At 57.9% G+C, this 18,983-nt stretch carries 17 protein-coding genes, 1 tRNA gene and 1 pseudogene; 12 read left to right on the top strand and 7 right to left on the bottom strand.

Annotated features, from left to right (window positions below):
• Positions 1–195 precede the first annotated feature (195 nt).
• Complete coding sequence (locus A3GO_RS24645; RefSeq protein ID WP_051302672.1) at positions 196–1,194, bottom strand: VTT domain-containing protein; 999 nt, start codon at positions 1,192–1,194, stop codon at positions 196–198.
• Positions 1,195–1,263: 69 nt separating this feature from the next.
• On the bottom strand, positions 1,264–2,106 hold the full coding sequence (locus tag A3GO_RS0119265) for a sterol desaturase family protein (protein WP_029134790.1): 843 nt from the start codon (positions 2,104–2,106) through the stop codon (positions 1,264–1,266).
• 93 nt (positions 2,107–2,199) lie between these two features.
• Between A3GO_RS0119265 and A3GO_RS0119260 the strand changes: the two genes are divergently transcribed.
• The 12 genes and pseudogenes from A3GO_RS0119260 (at position 2,200) to A3GO_RS25500 (ending at position 15,274) form a co-directional block, all read left to right on the top strand.
• The gene (locus A3GO_RS0119260) at positions 2,200–2,904 is read left to right on the top strand and encodes an ArsR/SmtB family transcription factor (protein WP_029134789.1); all 705 of its coding nucleotides are present in this window, start codon (positions 2,200–2,202) and stop codon (positions 2,902–2,904) included.
• A 938-nt stretch (positions 2,905–3,842) separates the two neighbouring features.
• Entirely contained in the window at positions 3,843–6,776 is a 2,934-nt protein-coding gene (locus A3GO_RS0119255) for a molybdopterin-dependent oxidoreductase (protein WP_029134788.1), read from the top strand.
• Between the two features lie 13 nt (positions 6,777–6,789).
• Positions 6,790–7,410: a 4Fe-4S dicluster domain-containing protein gene (locus A3GO_RS24640; RefSeq protein WP_051302664.1), complete on the top strand. Its 621-nt coding sequence runs from the start codon at positions 6,790–6,792 to the stop codon at positions 7,408–7,410.
• A 20-nt stretch (positions 7,411–7,430) separates the two neighbouring features.
• Positions 7,431–7,643, top strand: a pseudogene (locus A3GO_RS26895) (4Fe-4S binding protein); the annotation flags it as partial.
• Positions 7,644–7,895: 252 nt separating this feature from the next.
• The gene (locus tag A3GO_RS26620) at positions 7,896–8,609 is read left to right on the top strand and encodes an NADH-quinone oxidoreductase subunit I (protein ID WP_245621792.1); all 714 of its coding nucleotides are present in this window, start codon (positions 7,896–7,898) and stop codon (positions 8,607–8,609) included.
• The gene (locus tag A3GO_RS0119240; RefSeq protein ID WP_029134786.1) at positions 8,602–9,291 is read left to right on the top strand and encodes a TorD/DmsD family molecular chaperone; all 690 of its coding nucleotides are present in this window, start codon (positions 8,602–8,604) and stop codon (positions 9,289–9,291) included. Before A3GO_RS26620 ends, A3GO_RS0119240 begins: the two co-directional genes overlap by 8 nt.
• A complete protein-coding gene (locus A3GO_RS0119235) occupies positions 9,279–9,926 on the top strand; it encodes a hypothetical protein (protein ID WP_157606882.1) in 648 nt (215 codons plus the stop codon). The genes A3GO_RS0119240 and A3GO_RS0119235 overlap by 13 nt, the downstream gene beginning before the upstream one ends.
• 60 nt (positions 9,927–9,986) lie before the next feature.
• A complete protein-coding gene (locus tag A3GO_RS0119230; RefSeq protein ID WP_029134784.1) occupies positions 9,987–11,753 on the top strand; it encodes a hypothetical protein in 1,767 nt (588 codons plus the stop codon).
• A 40-nt stretch (positions 11,754–11,793) separates the two neighbouring features.
• The gene (locus tag A3GO_RS0119225) at positions 11,794–12,726 is read left to right on the top strand and encodes a PKD domain-containing protein (RefSeq protein ID WP_029134783.1); all 933 of its coding nucleotides are present in this window, start codon (positions 11,794–11,796) and stop codon (positions 12,724–12,726) included.
• A 91-nt stretch (positions 12,727–12,817) separates the two neighbouring features.
• Positions 12,818–13,525: a cytochrome c family protein gene (locus tag A3GO_RS0119220; RefSeq protein ID WP_029134782.1), complete on the top strand. Its 708-nt coding sequence runs from the start codon at positions 12,818–12,820 to the stop codon at positions 13,523–13,525.
• A 304-nt stretch (positions 13,526–13,829) separates the two neighbouring features.
• Complete coding sequence (locus tag A3GO_RS0119215) at positions 13,830–14,420, top strand: NapC/NirT family cytochrome c (RefSeq protein WP_029134781.1); 591 nt, start codon at positions 13,830–13,832, stop codon at positions 14,418–14,420.
• Between the two features lie 113 nt (positions 14,421–14,533).
• On the top strand, positions 14,534–15,274 hold the full coding sequence (locus A3GO_RS25500; protein ID WP_029134780.1) for a Crp/Fnr family transcriptional regulator: 741 nt from the start codon (positions 14,534–14,536) through the stop codon (positions 15,272–15,274).
• 39 nt (positions 15,275–15,313) lie between these two features.
• Here A3GO_RS25500 and pth read toward each other — a convergent pair whose 3' ends face one another.
• The 5 genes from pth to ispE form a co-directional block, all read right to left on the bottom strand.
• Positions 15,314–15,904: an aminoacyl-tRNA hydrolase gene (pth, locus tag A3GO_RS0119205; RefSeq protein WP_029134779.1), complete on the bottom strand. Its 591-nt coding sequence runs from the start codon at positions 15,902–15,904 to the stop codon at positions 15,314–15,316.
• Between the two features lie 101 nt (positions 15,905–16,005).
• Positions 16,006–16,635 carry a 50S ribosomal protein L25/general stress protein Ctc gene (locus A3GO_RS0119200; protein WP_029134778.1) on the bottom strand — a complete coding sequence of 210 codons (630 nt, stop codon included), beginning with the start codon at positions 16,633–16,635 and terminating at the stop codon, positions 16,006–16,008.
• A gap of 72 nt (positions 16,636–16,707) precedes the next feature.
• On the bottom strand, positions 16,708–17,661 hold the full coding sequence (locus tag A3GO_RS0119195; protein ID WP_029134777.1) for a ribose-phosphate diphosphokinase: 954 nt from the start codon (positions 17,659–17,661) through the stop codon (positions 16,708–16,710).
• Positions 17,662–17,909: 248 nt separating this feature from the next.
• Positions 17,910–17,984, bottom strand: a tRNA-Gln gene (locus A3GO_RS0119190).
• A gap of 115 nt (positions 17,985–18,099) precedes the next feature.
• Entirely contained in the window at positions 18,100–18,981 is an 882-nt protein-coding gene (gene ispE / locus A3GO_RS24630) for a 4-(cytidine 5'-diphospho)-2-C-methyl-D-erythritol kinase (protein ID WP_051302662.1), read from the bottom strand.
• Positions 18,982–18,983 lie beyond the last annotated feature (2 nt).

Raw genomic sequence — 18,983 nt, 5'->3', positions numbered from 1 at the left:
TGATTGGCCTGCCTTGTTGGCCGATCTTGATGGCGCCTCGAATCCGGCCCCTTTTTCAGATTCAAGCCTGCCCTTGTTTGAGCGAAGCGAGTTTGGGCAGGCGCTGAAAATGGGGCCGGATTCGAGGAAACGAGCCATCACGTGAGGTCGTCAAGGCAGGCCAATCACCCCGTGAGTAGTTACAGGAAAACATTATCAGGCCTCCACTGGCCGGCCCGGACTTGAGGTGGCAATTTGCACCGGCAGCGCCGCCTGGCGCCACGCGGTCATGCCACCGACCACCACGTGTACATCGGCAAAACCCTGGCCGGCGAGGATCCGGGCGGCCTGTTTGGAGCGCCGGTCGGTGGTGCAGATCAGCGCCACCGGCTGTTCCAGAAAATCGCCAAGCTCGGCCAGGCGCGACTCCAGCGCCTCCAGCGGAATGTTGCGGGAACCGGCGATGTGGCCCAGCTCGCCCCGGTAGTCGGCCTCGCTGCGCACATCCAGCAACAGCGGCGGCTGGTCACCCTGCAGTCGGTTGTGCAGCTCGGCGATGCCCAGGGTCGGTCCCTGCCGCAGGCGGGCGATGATGCGTGGCAGAAAGGCCACCACGGCCAGCAGCGCCAGGGCCATCAGGCCCTTCTGGATCAACCCCTCGCCACCGGCCAGCGCCTCGCGTCCGGCGTAACCCAGCCAGGTGTATGCGAGGGCGCCCGGCAGCATGCACAGGTAGGTGGCTACCAGGTAGTGGAGCAGGCGGATACGGGTGAGTCCCAGGGCGTAATTGAGCAGATTGAAGGGGAACAGCGGCACCAGGCGCACGAAGGCGACAAAGCGCCAGCCCTCCTGCTCGACACCCGCCTTGAGTTGCCCGAGTCGTCCGGCGGTCTTTTGTTCCACCCAGTCCGCGGCCAGGTGGCGCGACACCAGGAACGCCAGCAGCGCCCCCAGGGTGGCGCCGGTGAGGTTGACGAAGGTGCCCATGACCGGCCCGAACAGGGCGCCACCGGCAAGGGTCAGCATGGAACCGGGCAGAAACAGCACCGTGGCAACGGCATAGATGAGCATGAACAGCAGGGGCGCGGCAGCGCCCGCACCGCCGACCCACTGCTCCAGGGCGGCGGCGTTGAAGCGGTCCCGATAGAGAATGGCCAGGACGATAGCCGCCGCCAACACAAGGAACAGTGCCAGACGTGTGACCTTCCGATTCATTCTGTTTTTCCCTTCGTCGCGGTTCGGTTCGGCGGGGTCAATGGGCGGTACTGAGCTCCCGGTAGCCATCTACCACCTCCGGTTGATGGTGTATTCGCCCAACTGGCGGACAAACGGCAGCATCAGCATGCCGGGTAGCCGGTCCACCTGCTTCGGGTCGCGCAGGTCGGCCAGGCCGATCTCCATCGCCACGTGACCTTCCGGCGGCTGCGCCACGTAGGTGCCGAACAGCCGGTCCCACCAGGGCAGATTGAAGCCGAAGTTGGAGTTGGTCAGCGGGGCGTGCACCGAGTGGTGCACCCGGTGCATGTCCGGGGTGACCACGAACAGCCGCAGCACCCGGTCGATGCGCTCCGGGATGCGGATGTTGCCGTGATTGAACATGGACGTGGCGTTGAGCAGCACCTCGAAGATCACCACCGCCAGCACCGGCGGTCCCAGTACCAGGATGGCGGCGAACTTGATCAGCATGGAGAGGATGATCTCCAGGGGGTGAAAGCGCGCACCAGTGGTGAGGTCGTAGTCGAGGTCGGCGTGGTGCACCCGGTGCAGGCGCCAGAACAGCGGTATGGCGTGCACCATCACGTGCTGCAGCCAGATCACGAAGTCCAGCGCCACCACGGCGATGACCACCGTGAGCAGGTCGGGCAGCCGGTACAGATTTAGCAGCCCCCAGCCGCGCTGTTCGGCCAGGGCGGCGACGCCCACCGCGGCGGCCGGAAACAACAGCCGCAGCACCACGCTGTTGAGCACCACCAGTCCCAGGTTGCTGGTCCAGCGGACTCCCCGGGAGAGCATGAGGAGACGGCGCGGCGCCAACACTTCCCAGAGCGCCACGACGGCAAAGATGCCGAAGAAGAAGCCCAGTCGTATGGATACCTCTTGGGCGAGAATCCAGTCATGCCAGTTCATATGCCTCTTTCCTCCACCGCTCCGTCTGTTATAATTTTGCTAGATCTGCTATTCAATAGATTTCTTGAATAATTGAATACCAAGGACCGAGCCATGTCAACCGCCAATTTCAAACACGACCTGTTCAGCCAGTTTGCGCGTATCGCCAAGGCGATGGGGAACGGTTACCGACTGGAACTGCTGGAGTTCCTGGATCAGGGGGAACGCAGCGTCGATCAGCTGGCCCGGGTTTCCGGGCTCAGCGTGGCCAACACCTCCCAGCACCTGCAGCAGCTCCGGCAGGCGGGGCTGGTGTCCAGCCGCAAGGAGGGGCAAAAGGTCTACTACCGGCTGAGCGGTCAGGACGTATCCGCCCTGCTCGGCTCCCTGAGGGGTGTCGCCGAGCGTCATCTGGCCGATGTCAACCGCCTGGTCGATGACTACCTCAAGGTCAAGGACAGCCTGGAACCGATCCCCGCCAGTCAACTGCTGGAGCGTGCCCGCGCGGGCCTGGTAACGGTGCTGGATGTGCGTCCACCGGAAGAGTACGCCGCCGGACACCTGCCGGGGGCAATCAATATTCCGTTGAAGGATCTGGAAAAACACCTGGATGAACTCGCCCCCTCCCAGGAGATCGTCGCCTACTGTCGCGGCCCCCATTGCGTGCTGGCGTTCGAGGCGGTGTCCCGACTGCGCCAGCAGGGGATGAATGCCCGGCGGCTGGAGGGGGGGCTGCCGGAATGGCGCATGGAGGGCCTGCCGGTGGAGCGGGCCAACGAGGAAGCGATCCAACCTGGAGATCGTCATTACGAAAGCTGATTACCCCTCAGGCTCAGCTACGGCCGAATACCATTTATAAAGCCGCAAATAAACGCAAATAGCACGGTTTATCCCGTTGCGGGCGTTGCCGGTCGCATCAGTCGACGGCAAAACCCGACAGCACGGGTCGATGCATCGGAGCCCAGGGATCGAATCAGGCCGCGCCGATCCGACCTACGTTACTTAACTCTCACCGACCTGGCCCGCCTCCCGACAGGCGAGGTCTGCATGCCCATCATTCGCGGGCAATGCGTTTCCTACCCCACCCCAATCTCCAGATCAACCGGATGTCCCGGTACATGAGGCATCCCGAGGGCGCCGTCATCGGAACGCGAGCCTGGGTGGAGCGCCGGAGCGCATAAATTTCGTTTCAACCGTTACCAATGGGTAACCGGATTGTCTGGTAAATCCAGTCAAATCCGTATTTGGTTACCAAACGGTTACGAAACAAGGCTGTTTCTCCGATTATGCTACCGCTTGGAGACACATTCCCATAATTCAGAACCGAATTAATCCATAAACCGAATACAGAAATTAGATTAACCCTAAATTTAACAAGTAATTTTCAATAGAAACAACATACAACCATATTCCGAATAATTCATGGCAGGGAATATGCATACTGACCCAGCGGGGAGTGTTGCGACTCAGTCATGTCATATCAAACGGTCGCCAAATCGATTAACCCAGCCCACCCAAAAGGGGCGGTGGCCAGAAAAGCAACCTACTTTGAACATCCCCGACTGACTCGCATACGCTCGAAATTCGGTTGGTTGTCCAGATACGACATGAAAGGGGGTGTCGTTTATCCAAGCAGGAAAGGTATTTAGCTAAACAGTGAACGACCAGTAATTGGGTCATTAAAGTCATGAACAAGTACACCCAATGACATGCGAATGTCGGTTTGAAGCATAGGTAACTCTCGGGAGGACAATCTAATGAAGCTGTTGAAGCATTATCTCAGCCGTCGAACATTTCTACAGGTCAGTGGTACCGCGGCGGTACTAACTCGAGTAAACCCGGTAAATGCGGGAGAGTGGCTGGAACAACTGGGAAAATCCGGATCCCAGCCAGACCGCCACATGGAGCAGGCGGAGATCGTGCGCAGCGTCTGCCTGATGTGTCACAGCGGATGTGGAATCCAATGCACGGTACAGAACGGGGAACTGGTAAAGATCAGTGGCAATCCCTATCACCCCAACACCTACGACTATGTCGCCAAGGGGGACCTGGTCGAGGAGAGTGATCTCGATGCCGGACTCAATGGCAAGGATGTGGGCACCCTCTGTCCCAAGGGTCAATCCGGCATATTCGCACTCTACAGCCCCGCTCGCCTGACGCACCCCCTGAAGCGGGTGGGTCCTCGCGGTTCGGGTAAATGGAAAGTGGTCAGCTGGGATCAGGCGCTGACAGAAATCACCGAAGGCGGCAAACTTTTCAAGGACGTTCCGGGTGAAGAGGGCCGTGTCGTCGAGGGGCTCAAGTCAATCCTCAACAATGACAGTCCGATTGGCGCGGCGGATTCCGACTTCATGGACGAGGCACCTCCAGAGGGCTGGGGGCCCAAGCGCAATCAGTTCGTATGGGCGCATGGGCGTAACGAGCAGTCCCCGCTCACGCCCCGCTTTGTCAAGGAAGCCGCCGGTGTGCCGCACATGCTCAACCATTGCGACCGTTGTGCCGGTACCTTCTACAACGTCATCGAGGATACCCTCAATATCCCGCGCTTCGAGATTGGCGCCTATGCCGACTACGAGTACTGCACACATCTGATCAGTGTCGGATCGAACGTCACGCACGCGGATTATCCGGGCCAGACACGGGCGCGCTATCTGCAGAAAATGGCCAAAAGAACCGGCCCCGATTCGCGCAGCTTCAAGCACGTGGTCGTGGACCCCTGGTTCTCGCCCGCGGCGGCGAAGGCTACGCACTCCAACAAGGGTGAGTGGGTTCCACTCAAACCGTCATCGGATGCCTTCTTCCTGATGGGCATGATCCAGTGGATGATCGAGAACAAGGCCTACAAGGTGGACTACCTCGCCCTGCCCAATGAACAGGCGGCCAAGAAAACAGGCCGGCGCAACTGGACCGATATGACTTACCTGGTTGCCACGGATGAGCCAAAGGTCTATCTGACCGGTAAGGATGCCGGTCTGGGTCAGTCGGATCATGTTGTACTGGTCAAGGGCAAGCCGACGCTATTCCACGAAGTGGACGGCCCGGCCGAGCTCGATGCGGAAATAACGCTGAAGGGTAAAAAGTACAAGACCGTCTTTCGCATGCTCCGCGAACGGGTGACTGAAAAGACCCTGGCCGAGTGCGAGCAGCGGTGTGATCTCCCGGCCGGCACCATCGCGCGCGTGGCCAAGGATTTCACCGACGCCAAGCGGCCGGTCATAGAGATGTTCCGCGGACCCATCCAGCAGTCAAATGGCTGGTGGAACGGGCAAGCCCTGATCATCATTAACATGATGGTCGACAATATCGACCGCAAGGGTGGCTTCAATCCCGGCCATGCCGCTTACAAGGGCGCGGTAAAGGGCGAAAAACGCAAGGCCCAGGGCGTAACCATCGACCGTCACAAGGCGAAATACCAGGGCATTAAGCCATTGTCCACCCGTCCCTGGTATCCGCTGGCCTATCGTTCGGTCGCCGGCGAGTTTTTCTCCTCGGTGCGCCAAGGCTATCCCTACCGGATCAAGGCCTACCTTAACTACTACAACAACCCGGCCTACACCGTGCCGATGAATTCATCGGTAATCGAGGCACTGCTGGACCTCAAGGCGATGCCGCTGACCTTCAGTATCGACGCCTACATGGGCGAGACCAGTTCGCTGTGCGATTACATACTCCCCGACTCCGAATACCTGGAAAGGATCGGCGGGTTCAAGACCTATCCGCCCATCAAGACCCGCTTGTGGGGCCTGCGCCAACCCGTGGTGGGGACAGTCGATCCCGCGACCAAGGATTATCGTGGCGTGCATCCGGATGTACAGACCGGCGACGACACGCTGATCCAGTTGGCCATCCGTTGCGGCTTGCCGGGTTTTGGCAAGGATGGCGGCGGCCCAGGAATCGACCTCATGAACTCCTGGCAATTCTGGAACGAGTACTACAAGCACAAGGACTTCGAGGGTCAAACCGGTCTGGAGGACCCGCAAAGCAGCTTTGTGAAACTAGGCGGCAAGTTCGAGAACCCGGGAAATCAATACGAGGGTGACTATGTGCGCTTCCCCGGTGGTCGACAGGTGCGGGGTCTGCGCGCCTACTCACAGGCCGTGGCCACCAACAAGAACAGCATGACGGGCAAGTACTTTGATGGCCTGCCGCAGTATCGCTTCATGATCGATTGCAAGGAGCGGGAGATCGACCAGGCCATCTGGGATGAGTATCCGATCCAGCTGCACACCCACAAGGATGCCTGGCATACCCAGTCACGGACCATGAACAACCTGTGGCTGGCAACGATCAAACCGCAAAACTATGCGGAAATGAATCCGGTGGATGCGGAGAAGATGGGCGTGGTTTCCGGTGATTGGGTCAGGGTTAAATCGCCTTCGAGCAAGCACATTCCCAGTGTTGAAAACTCGATGGGTGACGGTTGGTTCAAGTTCCAGGTAAATGTCACCAGCCGGATCCGTCCAGGAGTCTTTTCGGTAAGCAACTCCTATGGCAGATGGGGTGCCGGTGCAAAGGGATGGGACGCCGACGGCCAGGAGCAGTTTTCCGATAAGCGCATCGGCGCCGGGTTCAGTATCAACCCGCTCTATATGGCAGACCCGGTCTTGGGTGACCGCGGATTACAGGATCCTGTAGCCGGCGGTACACAGAGCTACGGTACGCCGCTCAAGATCGAAAAACTTTCAGTTTGAGGAGGGCCAAGCCATGACAGAAAAGAACCCAGTAATTTCTCCGGAGATCTTTGAGCGGTCGCTTGCGAAACCCGGACCGAAACAATACACACTCTGGATCGATTTGGAGTTCTGTATCGGATGTAACGCCTGCACCATGGCGTGCAAGGCGGAAAACAACACGCCGTTGGGGGTCGATTATACCCGTGTGATCGAAATCGAGGAGGGTGAATTCAGGGATACAACCAAGGCTCCAAACATGGCGCTTACCTTCGTACCCATGCCGTGCATGCATTGCGGTCGACCGGCATGCCAGGCCGCATGTCCGGTGGGGGCGATAACCAAGCGCAAGGAGGACGGCATTGTTCTTATCAACAAGGACAAGTGCATCGGCTGTCGCTACTGTGCCTGGGCCTGCCCCTATGGCGCGCCGCAGTTCAACGCGGAAGCACGGGTCATGGAGAAATGCACGCTTTGTGTACAGCGTCTCGAACAGGGAAAAGTTCCCGCCTGTGTTGAAACCTGTGTCGGGAAGACACGTTTCTTTGGCGAGCTTAATGAGTTGACGTCGCTGATCAGGGAGAAGCGGTCGCGAGCGGTAAGTATTACCGTTGCCGGCTCGGACACAGGACCGTCCACCAAGTACACGCGCTGATAGACGGAGTGAATAACCTAATGGACCAAAGCGTAAGTACTGGTAGGGAGCAGCCCATTCTCATCGAGAATGGGCTCTGCTCCCGCTATCGATGCTCACAGTCATCTTGTGTTGAATGCATGCAAGTGTGCCCTGTTCCGGATGCGATCCACCTCTCCGGAGAGGGTGCCGAGATATCGGAAGCATGCATTGCGTGTGGTGCCTGTGTTTCAGCCTGTCCGAATGGTGCATTAGGGCAGGATATCAACAATCTGGACCTTGGTTCTCGAACACGGAATCGGGAACATCCATCAGAGCCGTTTCGAATTGCCTGCGACCGGGCCAATGGCAAGGCGGATCTGGTTCTTTCCTGCCTCTGTAGACTGACCGAGGGGGTAGTTCTGGAGCCTTTGAGGTGGGGCGCACAAAGCGTTGAACTGCGTTCGCCGGACTGTTCAGGCTGCGGACTACATAAAACCGCGGGGCAATGGAAGAAGGTAATAAAGTTGGCCAGGGGACTGCTGGAATCCGTCAACCTGGATGCAGGGCGGATTGTGCATTTGACCACCCCTCTGGGCACTCCTCGGCAAACCCTGCCCGCCCAAAAAACGGGTGTCTCGCGACGCGACTTCTTTCGGGCTTTCGCCGACAAATGGGAAGAGGCAGATGCTTCTCCCGGCATCGATGCGGAGGATCCGCTTGATGTTGCGATCACGCCGTTTCGTGATCTCGTACGGAACCATGCGGAAAATCCGAAACGGTCTCATCTTCTCAATGTGCTACAGGCCCTTCCCGGGGCCAGGCCCTTAAAAGCGGGCTATGCCGCCCAGGGCTTACCGGTAGCAAGTATAGAGATCGGACCAAAATGTACCGGGTGTAATGTTTGCGAGACGTTATGTCCGGTGGGTGCCATTCATCACAGCGATTCAGAAAGGCACTATGAGTTGAGCTACACACCGTCGCTATGTACCGGTTGCCGTGTTTGCGAGGAGGCCTGCTTCCACCGGGCGGTCCGTGTCAGCGATAACGTGGATCTCTCATTGTTGTTTCTAGGCACTCAGCAGAAGCTGGTGACGGGGGAAAAAAACACTTGCGAGTTCTGCCGTCAACCTTTTCTGGGGAGTACGGATGAGAGCTTCTGTCCATTGTGCATCACCACCGAAAAGCGTCGGGAAAAAATGGCCCGGCGCTTTGCCAGGAGAGGAACTGAAAATGTTTGACTATACAACCATGGCGAACGTGGCGGCGGAACGCGGCAGAAGGTATGCGGTGCTGGCCACGCTATACAGCGCTCCACCAACCGCGGAACTTGTGGAATCGCTCCAAGCCGAACCGCTCCAGATGGGGCCGGGAAACGAGGCGGCCAAGCTGGTAACCGATGAGATGAAATCGTTTTATGAAGAGATATCAGCCATCGACAATAAGGAAAATGAATTGACCGCGGAATACACCAGGCTATTCGTGCTGCCAAGCGGGGTGCATCCGGTCGAATCATTTTATCTGGACGAAAAACAGCGGGTGGGTGGAAAGATATCGGTCATGGTGCAGACGGCTTATCGCAATGCCGGGATCCAACTGACAAAGGATTGTCTGGAACTGCCCGACCATATAGGAGTCGAGCTGGAGTGCCTTAATTTTCTCTGCTTTATAGAGGAGCAGCTGTGGCGGGCACAAAATATCGACGGTCTCCGGCAAAATCTCAAACACCAGCATGACTTACTGGTCAGTCACTTGCTGCGCTGGTACCAACCGTTTTGTGCGCGTGTCATTAAAGAATCAAGATCCGGCCTGTATCGGGCCCTGGCCTATCTCACCCTCGACTTGCTACAGACAGAGGGTGAGTTCGTTCCGGGGTTGGTTGAACAATTGGAAACCGAGGGGAGAGTGTCATGCGAATGCTGAATACTATCGGACTGAGCCTGCTTCTAAGCCTGACGGGATGCGGGGGGGCCATAGGGGAATCGGTCACTGCGGGGGGAACCCGTGCCCCCGAATCGGGTGTAACCGCTCCGGTGGCTGCAGCACTACCCACACAGGTTGCGATCGACTGGCCCCCAAAGGCGGTAAAGGGCCCGACGGATGGCGAGGTGCCAGACTACAGCGAGCAGAATATGGAATGCCTTGATTGCCATCAGTTCATCATGGAAGAGGAGACCGCGAAACCCTATATAAAGAACCCACATCTGCTCCATCTGGAATCCAACAAGATTGCCTACAAGGGCAAAAACCGTTCCTGTCTGACTTGTCATGAAATGGTAACCATACCCGATGGAGATGAGGTGCCGCCCAAGGAAGGATGGTTTATCGAAGGCGATATATACCATCCCAATGTGTTACGCGCACCGAAGAATTCATGGAGCCGTCGACTGGTGAAACCGCAGGCGCCCGACAATCTTAACTACGTGAATACGTTGAGACCGGCCGACCCATATACCTACAAGGCATCGCTCAAAAAGCTGGTGTGTGTTGAATGCCACGGACCGGACAGCAAGATCAAGACGTTCTATGGCAGGCCGCAGGAAGCTTCCTTGAAATGAGTTTCAGCGGCAACCAATTCGACTGATTCGAGACAGGCTGGCGACGGAGACACTACAGCCATGAAGAATAAACTGCAAAGGTATTGTATTCCGCTGGCGACCAGTTGCCTGCTGACGGGAGTCGCGGTATCGACTCCCATCGCGGTTGCGGCGGAATCCGCCGGACTGAACAGCAAAGATGTAGCCGAGTTATTGAAACGCCTTCAAACCATGGAAGCGCAACTTGCCAGTTCGCGGCAGGATATCAGCCAACTGAAGTCGGCCCTTGCCGACAAGACCCGGGATTCCGGTAATGACACGGATGTCACACAAGCAGATTCCGCGGCAACGGAAGGTAATGACGAATGGGGCGAGCCGGATATCGCGGGGGCACAAACCGGGCGGGATGACGAGGCGCGCCGGCGTCTCACTGAGATCGAAACGGACATCCGCAAGATGAAATCGGTGGCGGTCAGGGAGGAGGAGGAGCGGAAGGGAAAGGTCGGCTTCGAGTTTTCAGGAAAGTATAAAGTCCAATTCAATTCGCGCAATAATTTTGACTTGGGCAACGCGCAGCAAAGCTGGGATTTCGATAATCGAAACTTCTTTGATCAGCGGTTCCAGTTGCAAGTCGATGCTTCCTACGAGGATTTTCTGGTACGTCTCCTTCTTGACAAGGGCAATTTTACCTTTGATTGGAAGGAGGACAGCGAAGGAACGCTCGAACGGTGGGGTGATTTCGAATCCGTTAATACCACGTTGGTACGCGAGCTCTACGGTCAATACACCAACGAACACTTTATGGCACGTATTGGTCGCCAGAATTGGGATGAAGGGTATGGCGTCGTGGTGCAAGGTCCCATCAACTCGTTTCGTCTTCAGGTACCGGTATTTTCTGCAGCAAGTATCACAGCGGGCTATTTGAGTCTTGCCGGCGGCTGGACCGATTACACGGACTTTTCCACTACGGGGCCTCCCGCCGGAACTCGCGAGAACGTCCTTTTCAGCGACACCCGACTGGATGCCTATTACCTCGATTTCGATCTCCGTCCATCGCGGAACTCATGGATCAGGCCCTTTCTAATGAAGGCGGTTGACGGGGGAGAAGCAGGTGATGCGGATTTGAATCTTGACAAGGACTTCAATGCGGCAACAACCCCAAGGGATGGCGGGTTCAATCCGTTATGGTCGGGAATCGCGGGATCAGTCGATATCGATCGCTGGAGAATGGAAGGTGAGGCGGTATGGCTTACTGGTGGTTATACCGAGGACAGGGACATCGATGCGAATGCGCTGCTGTTCCGTGCCGAGCGCAGCTTCTCCCGGTCGAAATCGCTGGGGGAATGGTCGCTTGGTTTCGAACTCGGTCGCGGTTCTGGAAATGGCGTGAATGATTCGGCAACCGGCGATTACAAATACTTTACCGGGCTCTCTCTGTGTCGTGACCGCCATAAGTTCGGAGAGATTTTCAGCGAGGACATCCGGGCCGGATATTTTTTATGGGACAGCAACCTGGCCAATATCACGTACCTGCGTCTTGATACAACCCTGAAGCCGGCAAAAGGCCTGTCGATAACACCTTCCATTGCCAGGATATGGACAACCGAGGACGTGTTTGAGGGTCGCGGCCCGATTCGGGATTGGAGCAACGGTACATCCACATCGACAAACCTGACCAATGATGTGGGATGGGAGCTGGACATAGCTGCCAGATACCAACACCGCAAGTGGCTCGAAATGTTTGCCAACATCGGTTACTTCCAACCCGGCGCCGTCTATGCACGTCCTGATGGAACCATCCCGGGTGCGGCTTATGAGGTGGTTGTCGGGCTGGAGTTGATTTACTGATTATGAATGAACGATTAATGAAATTCAGGAGATTTTGGCCATGAAATACGTAATTGCCTCCATGCTAATGTTTTGGGCCGTGTTCACATGGGCCGATGACGCGTCGGTGGTACGCGTCACACGGGCAGATGGCGATGTGGAAGTACTCAAACCCGGAACGGAAAAGTGGGTAAAGGTATCCGACGGTGACGTCCTGACTCGTGGCGACCGCCTCGCAACCAGGAACAGGTCCGCCGCGAACATCACTTGGTCGAACGGAAGCATGGTCAGAGTCTATCCCAATTCGGAAGTTGCCCTGACCGGCGTCATCTTCGATCTCGAAAAAAAGATTGAAAAGACCTATCTGGACATCATCAACGGACGCCTGTTTGTTAAGGCGCAGGTACCCGAGCACCTGTTTTCCGAATTCAAGGTCCGCATGGGTGCAATGGATGTGCGAACCCAAGGTTCGGAGTTTGCAATAAAGTACGATCCTGAAAAGGACAGTTTTACGGCATGGTCGCTTATAGGTCGCCTGGTAACGGATGTCGGTTCAACCCGCTTGAGAGTGGATGACGGACAACAAGCGGAAGTTACAAAAGGCAGCAACATGAGCCAGCAGGATGTCGTAATGATGGAGGATAAGATCAAGGAATCCCTGACCAAGGCGTCACATGTCCTCGGTGGAAGTCTTTTTGTCGAGGAAGTATTGGCTCCCGTTGGCGGTAATCTTATGGCACGAATCGGCGGTGTAAGAAATCGCCGAGGCGACGCACCCTACAAGGTAACCTTCAAGGCGCTGACCGGTGGCGGCAGTGGAAAGATAAAGAGCGTCACCTGGAATTTTGGCGACGGTGAATCTTCAACGGAAAAGGTCGTCGAGCATACGTTCACGCAAGGGCTTTATATCGTCACGTTGCGGGTGGAGGATGAAAATGGACAAAAGGCCAGTGCCCAGGTTGGCATTTCCGTTGAACAGGAGTGCGGCTGCTGAGAGGGCCAGAGGCCGAATGCTGTCCACGAAAATTCAGCGCATCGGTTTGTATTAATCAGGATTAAAGATCATTCGAGGGGAGAATAACATCATGAAACATATTTTTGTATGGCTCATCAGCGCGGTAGCCATGATGAGTATGGCGCCGGGTGCCATTAGTGCGGATGCCGTCTACGTCGGGGTAAAGAATTGCACCAAATGTCACAAACCGCAGGGAGAATCATGGTCTGGGACGGCGCATGCAAAGTCCTTTGAATCGCTAAAGCCAGGCGCGAAGGCTGACGCCAAAAAGGCAGCCAAGCTGGACCCTGAGAAAGATTACACCCAGGACAAGGAGTGCCTGACCTGTCATACAACGGGTTTTGGAGAAAAAACCGGTTATAAGGTCGGTATGAAACCAGGCGGAAAAAAATCCATGGGCTCTGTCAACTGTGAATCCTGTCATGGCGCCGGAAAGTTATACCGGGCCGAGCATGGCAGTGCCCAGTCGCTCATGAAGAAAAAGTCCGAGCCGACCGCTCGCGGCATTTTGGTCGAGGCCGGTCAAAATTTCGAATATGAGCAGGCATGCGCCAAGTGCCACCTTTCATACGAAGGCTCTCCCTATAAAGCGGCGAAACCGCCCTACACGCCGTTCACGCCAAATGTCGATTCGAAGTACCACTTCGAATTCGACAAATTCGTAAGAAACGGCGATGCCATGCACGAGCATTACAAACTCAAGGATATCTTCACCGGGGACCCGGTACCGCCAATCCGCGTTGAGCTGCAAAAAACGGCGAAGGACACGTTGAAATAGACTGGCTCCCGGTTGCCGGCACAGGTTGGTCTGGAAGTGGGCACATCGGTATAGCCGGGTTCACGGTCTTGGTGGAACGGCTGCGATGACAGGGTGGACAAACCGGCAGGCGCATCCACCAATAATGCGGCGGTGACGCGTGGTACAGGGATGTACCTGACAGACCCGAGGATGGCGCGCGCTGTCGCTTATTCACCCGCCATCCAGGCCAATCCGCCCGCAGGGTGTGCATTGCCCGCCATTGCGCGATCAAAACGGCGATCGCGGGCTAATTTTATCGTCCGGAATTTCAGGGGTAGTCGATATGAGTAAAACAAACAAACCTGGCACGCTGCGCCGCTGGTGGAGTGTACTTAGAAGGCCTAGTGCAAAGTATTCAATACTGACCTTGCTCGTGATCGGTCTATTTGGTGGCATCATTTTTTGGGGCGGGTTCAATACTGCGATGGAAGCGAGCAACTCGCTCTCGTTCTGCATCAGCTGCCATGAAATGCGGGATACTGTCTACCAGGAGTACAAGGAGACGGTGCATTACCAGAACCGTACTGGTGTTCGGGCAACATGCGCCGATTGTCATGTGCCGCGCCCCTGGGGTTATAAGTTGATGAGAAAAATTCAGGCCAGTAATGAACTGTTTCACAAGGTCATGGGTACGGTTGACACCCCGGAAAAATTCGAGGCCAAAAGGGTGGAGCTCGCGAAACGCGTATGGGCGTCGATGCGGGCCAGCAATTCGCGGGAGTGTCGCAACTGCCACGGCATCGAGGGCATGACCGAGGCGGCACAGACGGAAATGGCGTGGCAGGCACACGAGGAGATCAAGGAGACCGGCGAGACCTGCATTGATTGCCATCAGGGTATTGCGCACAAGGATGTGTCGGAGTTCGATGAGTGATGAGCCGCCACGCGATCTGAAAGCCCAGGCACAAGCTGTCCCGGGTGGTGATGGAACACCGGAACAGTAAAAATTCTGCCGAGAACCACTGAACCGATAAGGAGGTGAAATCGATGTCGTCCAGTCCCTGCCTAACCCTGTACAAATCAAGGGTCGCCGATAGTGTCGGTGCCGGAAGTGGCGTGATAAACGCGGAGTCCTGCCCACTGAACGCGGTCTGTCCCTACGGTGACCGCGCCTCCAACGGCGAGGCGCTGCACGCGGTGCGTCAAGGGCTGCAATTCTCACCCGACGCGGTGTATGTGGTTCGCAGCGGCTGTATCAGGATCAGCCAGCGGGTTGGCGATCTGGAGTGGGCCAGCTTTCGATTTCCAGGCGAGCCGTTCGGAACCCAGGGCTTGCTCGATGACGGCATGAAACGCGTGCGTGCCATGGCCACGATGGACAGCCAGTTGTGCCGGCTGCCCCGCCGCCTGCTGCTGAATCGTCGGCAGGACAATCTGCAGTTGACCCGATCCATCATCCACGCATGTAATTTGGAACAGACGCTTCTCCAGGCGTCGTTATTCCGCCACCGGATGCACAGTGACGCCCGGGTGGCTGATTTTCTCCTGGAGATGCACCGACGGCTCCCGGAAAGGGGAGTGGACAGGACGCCATTGGTTAAGCTGAGAATGAGCCGCAGCGATATTGCCTGCCATCTTGGCATGGCCCAGGAGACCGTTAGCCGGGTGTTGAAACGTCTTGCCGATGCACGGGTGATCGGTGTCAAAGGACGCGGGATAGCCCTGCTGGATATGGCCGAATTACGTGATCTTTCCGTTTCCGGCAAGGAGTATGTGTCCCGGTTGTGATCCCGGAACCGGACGCGGCACTCCGGCTCGCCCCGTCCATCAACCCGAATGCAGCGCGTTCATCGCCAGCTGAAAGCGCCCCTCCACCAGGTCGGTGAGTACCCGCTCACTCGCATCGAGCGCACCGGCAATGGCATCGGCGTCCTGTTTCGAGGGGCGACCCAGCACATAGTTGACCACCTCGCGGGCATTGCCGGGGTGATCGATGCCGATCCGCAGACGCCAGAAATCCTTGCCCCCCATGGCGCTGACAATGTCCCGCAGACCGTTGTGGCCGGCGTGGCCGCCGCCGAACTTGAGCCGCGCCACACCCGGCGGCATGTCCAGCTCGTCATGCGCGACCAGGATCTCTTCAAGACCTATCTTGTAGTATTTGGCCAGGCTGGAAAGTGACTGCCCGCTGCGATTCATGAAGGTAGACGGTTTGAGCAACCAGCACTCCCGCCCCCTGACCAGGATGCGACACACCTGGCCATGGAATTTCGATTCCGCCCTGAAAACGCCGCCATGCCGCTCCGCGAGGAGATCCACGAACCAGTAACCCGCGTTGTGGCGCGTCGCGGCATAGTCAGCCCCCGGGTTACCGAGGCCGACAATCAGGCGGATAGGCTGTGTAGGCAGATTGGTCATTCAGACTGTCGCTCGGTTATCAGCAGACTGATATACAGAAAGGTCATAAACAAGTGGGCCGGGCAATGCCCGGCCCACTTACTTGGAGCAGAATACGCGAATTACTCCTCCGCAGCACCCTCTCCTTCTTCGGCCTCACCTTCTTCCACTGCCACATGCGCAGTGTGGATAGAGACCACCTGCACATCCTGCGGCTCATCCTGCGCCAGTGCCGGCAACTCGACGCCCTTCGGCAGCGCCAGCTCGGAAAGCATGACCGCGTCGCCAATTGCCAGCCCAGAGACGTTGACCTCGATGTACTCCGGCAGATCGCCCGGCAGGCAGCTCACATCGACCTCGGTGAGCAGATGCGAGACCACACCACCGGCCTTGACGCCGGGCGACACGTTCTCGCCCACAAAGTGCAGCGGCACGTGGGTCTTGAGCTTCTCCTTGGCGCTGACCCGCAGGAAGTCCGCGTGCATGATGAACGGCCGCGCGGGATGGCGCTGCAGATCCTTCAGGATCACCTGCTCGGACTTGCCGTCAATCTTCAGGGTCAGAATGTGGGAGTAAAATGCCTCCTGATCCAGGCGCTGGATCAGATCGCTGTGCACCATGGAAATCATGGCGGGGTCCTGGTGAGCACCATAGACGATACCCGGAACCAGCCCGGCATGACGCAGGCGGCGGCTCGCACCCTTCCCTGTATCAGTGCGCAGCTGCGCGTTAACAACAAATACATCTTTCATGATTTTCTCCAAATCATCAGTTAAATAATCACCATCTCTCCGCGACCAGAATTGACGGTGAAGGACTGGCGATCACTCCATGAAGAGTGAGGTCACCGATTCATTGAGGGCGATCCTGCGCATGGTCTCCGCCAGCAGCTCCGCGATGCAGATCTGGCGAATCCGGGTGCAGTGCCGCGCCTCCTCGTGCAGCTGAATGGTGTTCGAGACCACCAGCTGGTCGAGTACCGAATTCTCAATATTGTGAATCGCCGGCCCGGACAACACCGGATGGGTACAGTAGGCGATCACCTGCTCCGCCCCCCGATCCTTGAGCGCCTGGGCCGCCTTGCACAGGGTGCCGGCGGTATCGACCATGTCGTCGATCAACACGCAGGTGCGTCCCTTGACGTCACCGATAATATTCATCACCTGGGCGTCATTGGCCTTGGGCCGGCGCTTGTCGATGATCGCCAGGTCCGCGTCATCCAGCTGCTTGGCCAGCGCCCGGGCGCGCACCACGCCGCCCACGTCCGGCGAGACCACCATCAGGTTGGGGTACTTCTGACGCCACACATCGCCCAGCAGCACCGGCAGGGCGTAGATATTGTCCACCGGAATATCGAAAAAACCCTGGATCTGGTCGGCATGCAGATCGACCGTCACCACCCGGTCGGCACCCGCCGCCGCGATCTGCTTGGCCACCAGCCGGGCGGTAATCGGCACCCGGGCGGAGCGCGGCCGCCGGTCCTGGCGCGCATAGCCGAAATAGGGGATCACCGCCGTAATACGCTCCGCCGATGCCCAGCGCAGCGCGTCGATCAGTACCAACAACTCCATCAGGTTGTCATTGGTCGGCTGCGAGGTGCTCTGGATGACGTACACGTCACGGCCACGCACGCTCTCCTGAATCTCGGCCATGGCCTCGCCGTCGCTGAAGCGGCCAACCACCGCCCTACCCGTACGCAGACTGAGGCGAGAGGTGATCTCGCTAACAAGTTCAGGATTGGAATTTCCTGAAAAAACCATCATGTGGCTATCTGGCATGACTCGCCTCTCCACCTGTCTGACATACAACGGGAAATGATTGCACTTCAATGTGCTGGCCGGCCCGGGCAACTGCCCGCGGATGCCTGGCTAAATATATGGCTGGGGCGGCAGGATGACTCCGGGCTGCGCCCTCCGCCCCTTCGGGGCCAGCGGCAAGCCGCTGTCAGGTTCGCTGCGCCGACCTTTCGAACCTGTGGGTTCTCTTCCTTCCGCCCAGGCACTGCCCGGCAGATACCTCTGAAATATGGCTGGGGCGGTAGGATTCGAACCTACGTATGCCTGGATCAAAACCAGGTGCCTAGCCGCTTGGCGACGCCCCAATTAATCGTTTACCTTTTCTCTTCCATCGCGGCCGGGTTGGGGTGAACAAGCCCGGTGAGCGCCTCCACCCATCCTACACGCGTGTTCGTCGGTAGTTATGGACAAAGGTGAGACCTAGCCGCCTGGCGATGTCTCCGGATTTCCGTTCCAGCCCGCCACGCGTTCCAGCAACGGGGAACTGTCCAGCCCCCGGGCCAGGAACGCCGTGTATAGACCCGGCACCTGCCGCAACACCCGCCGGGCCTCGGTTTCCCCGGCGAACTCGGCGAATACGGCCCCGCCGGTACCGGTCAGCCGCGCTGGCGCGAACCTGTTCAGCCACCCCACGGCCGTCGCGACCTCGGGGTAGCGTTTGAGCACGACCGGCAGACAATCATTGACCTGGGAGCCGGCGAGAAAGTCGCGTATTGTCGTTTGCGGCGCGTTTCGTGTCAATTGCGGATCGCTAAAAACATCGGCCGTGGAGACATGGCAAGGGGGCACCAGTACCAGGTACCAGGCGGCCGGCATCCGTAGCGGCGTCAACTCCTCGCCCACCCCTTCGGCCCACGCCGATTGGCCATGGATAAAGACCGGCACGTCGGCGCCCAGGCGCAAGCCCAGCTGCGCCAGTTTTCCCGCGGGATAGCCGACCTCCCACAGCCGGTTGAGGGCCACCAGCACGGTCGCGGCGTCGGAACTGCCGCCCCCCAGCCCGCCGCCCATGGGGATCTTCTTGACCAGGGCGATCTCCACCCCCCCGGAAGTTCCCGACTCCTGCTGCAACAGTCGCGCCGCCCGGACCATCAGGTCCGCGGACTCCGCCACCGTCTCGTTACCCTGCACCCGCCGGATCACGCCATCCGGCCTGACCCGGAACGCAATCCGGTCGCCGTAGTCGACGAAACGGAACACCGTCTGCAGCAGGTGGTAGCCATCCGGGCGGCGGCCGACGATCCGCAGCATGAGATTGAGCTTGGCCGGAGCCGGCCACCAGTCGTTATCGGTGATATGCATGG

Source organism: Sedimenticola selenatireducens DSM 17993 (assembly GCF_000428045.1).
GTDB classification, from domain to species: domain Bacteria; phylum Pseudomonadota; class Gammaproteobacteria; order Chromatiales; family Chromatiaceae; genus Sedimenticola; species Sedimenticola selenatireducens.
Note: the sequence above shows the minus strand (reverse complement) of the source record. Positions and strands in the feature narration are given on the sequence as shown.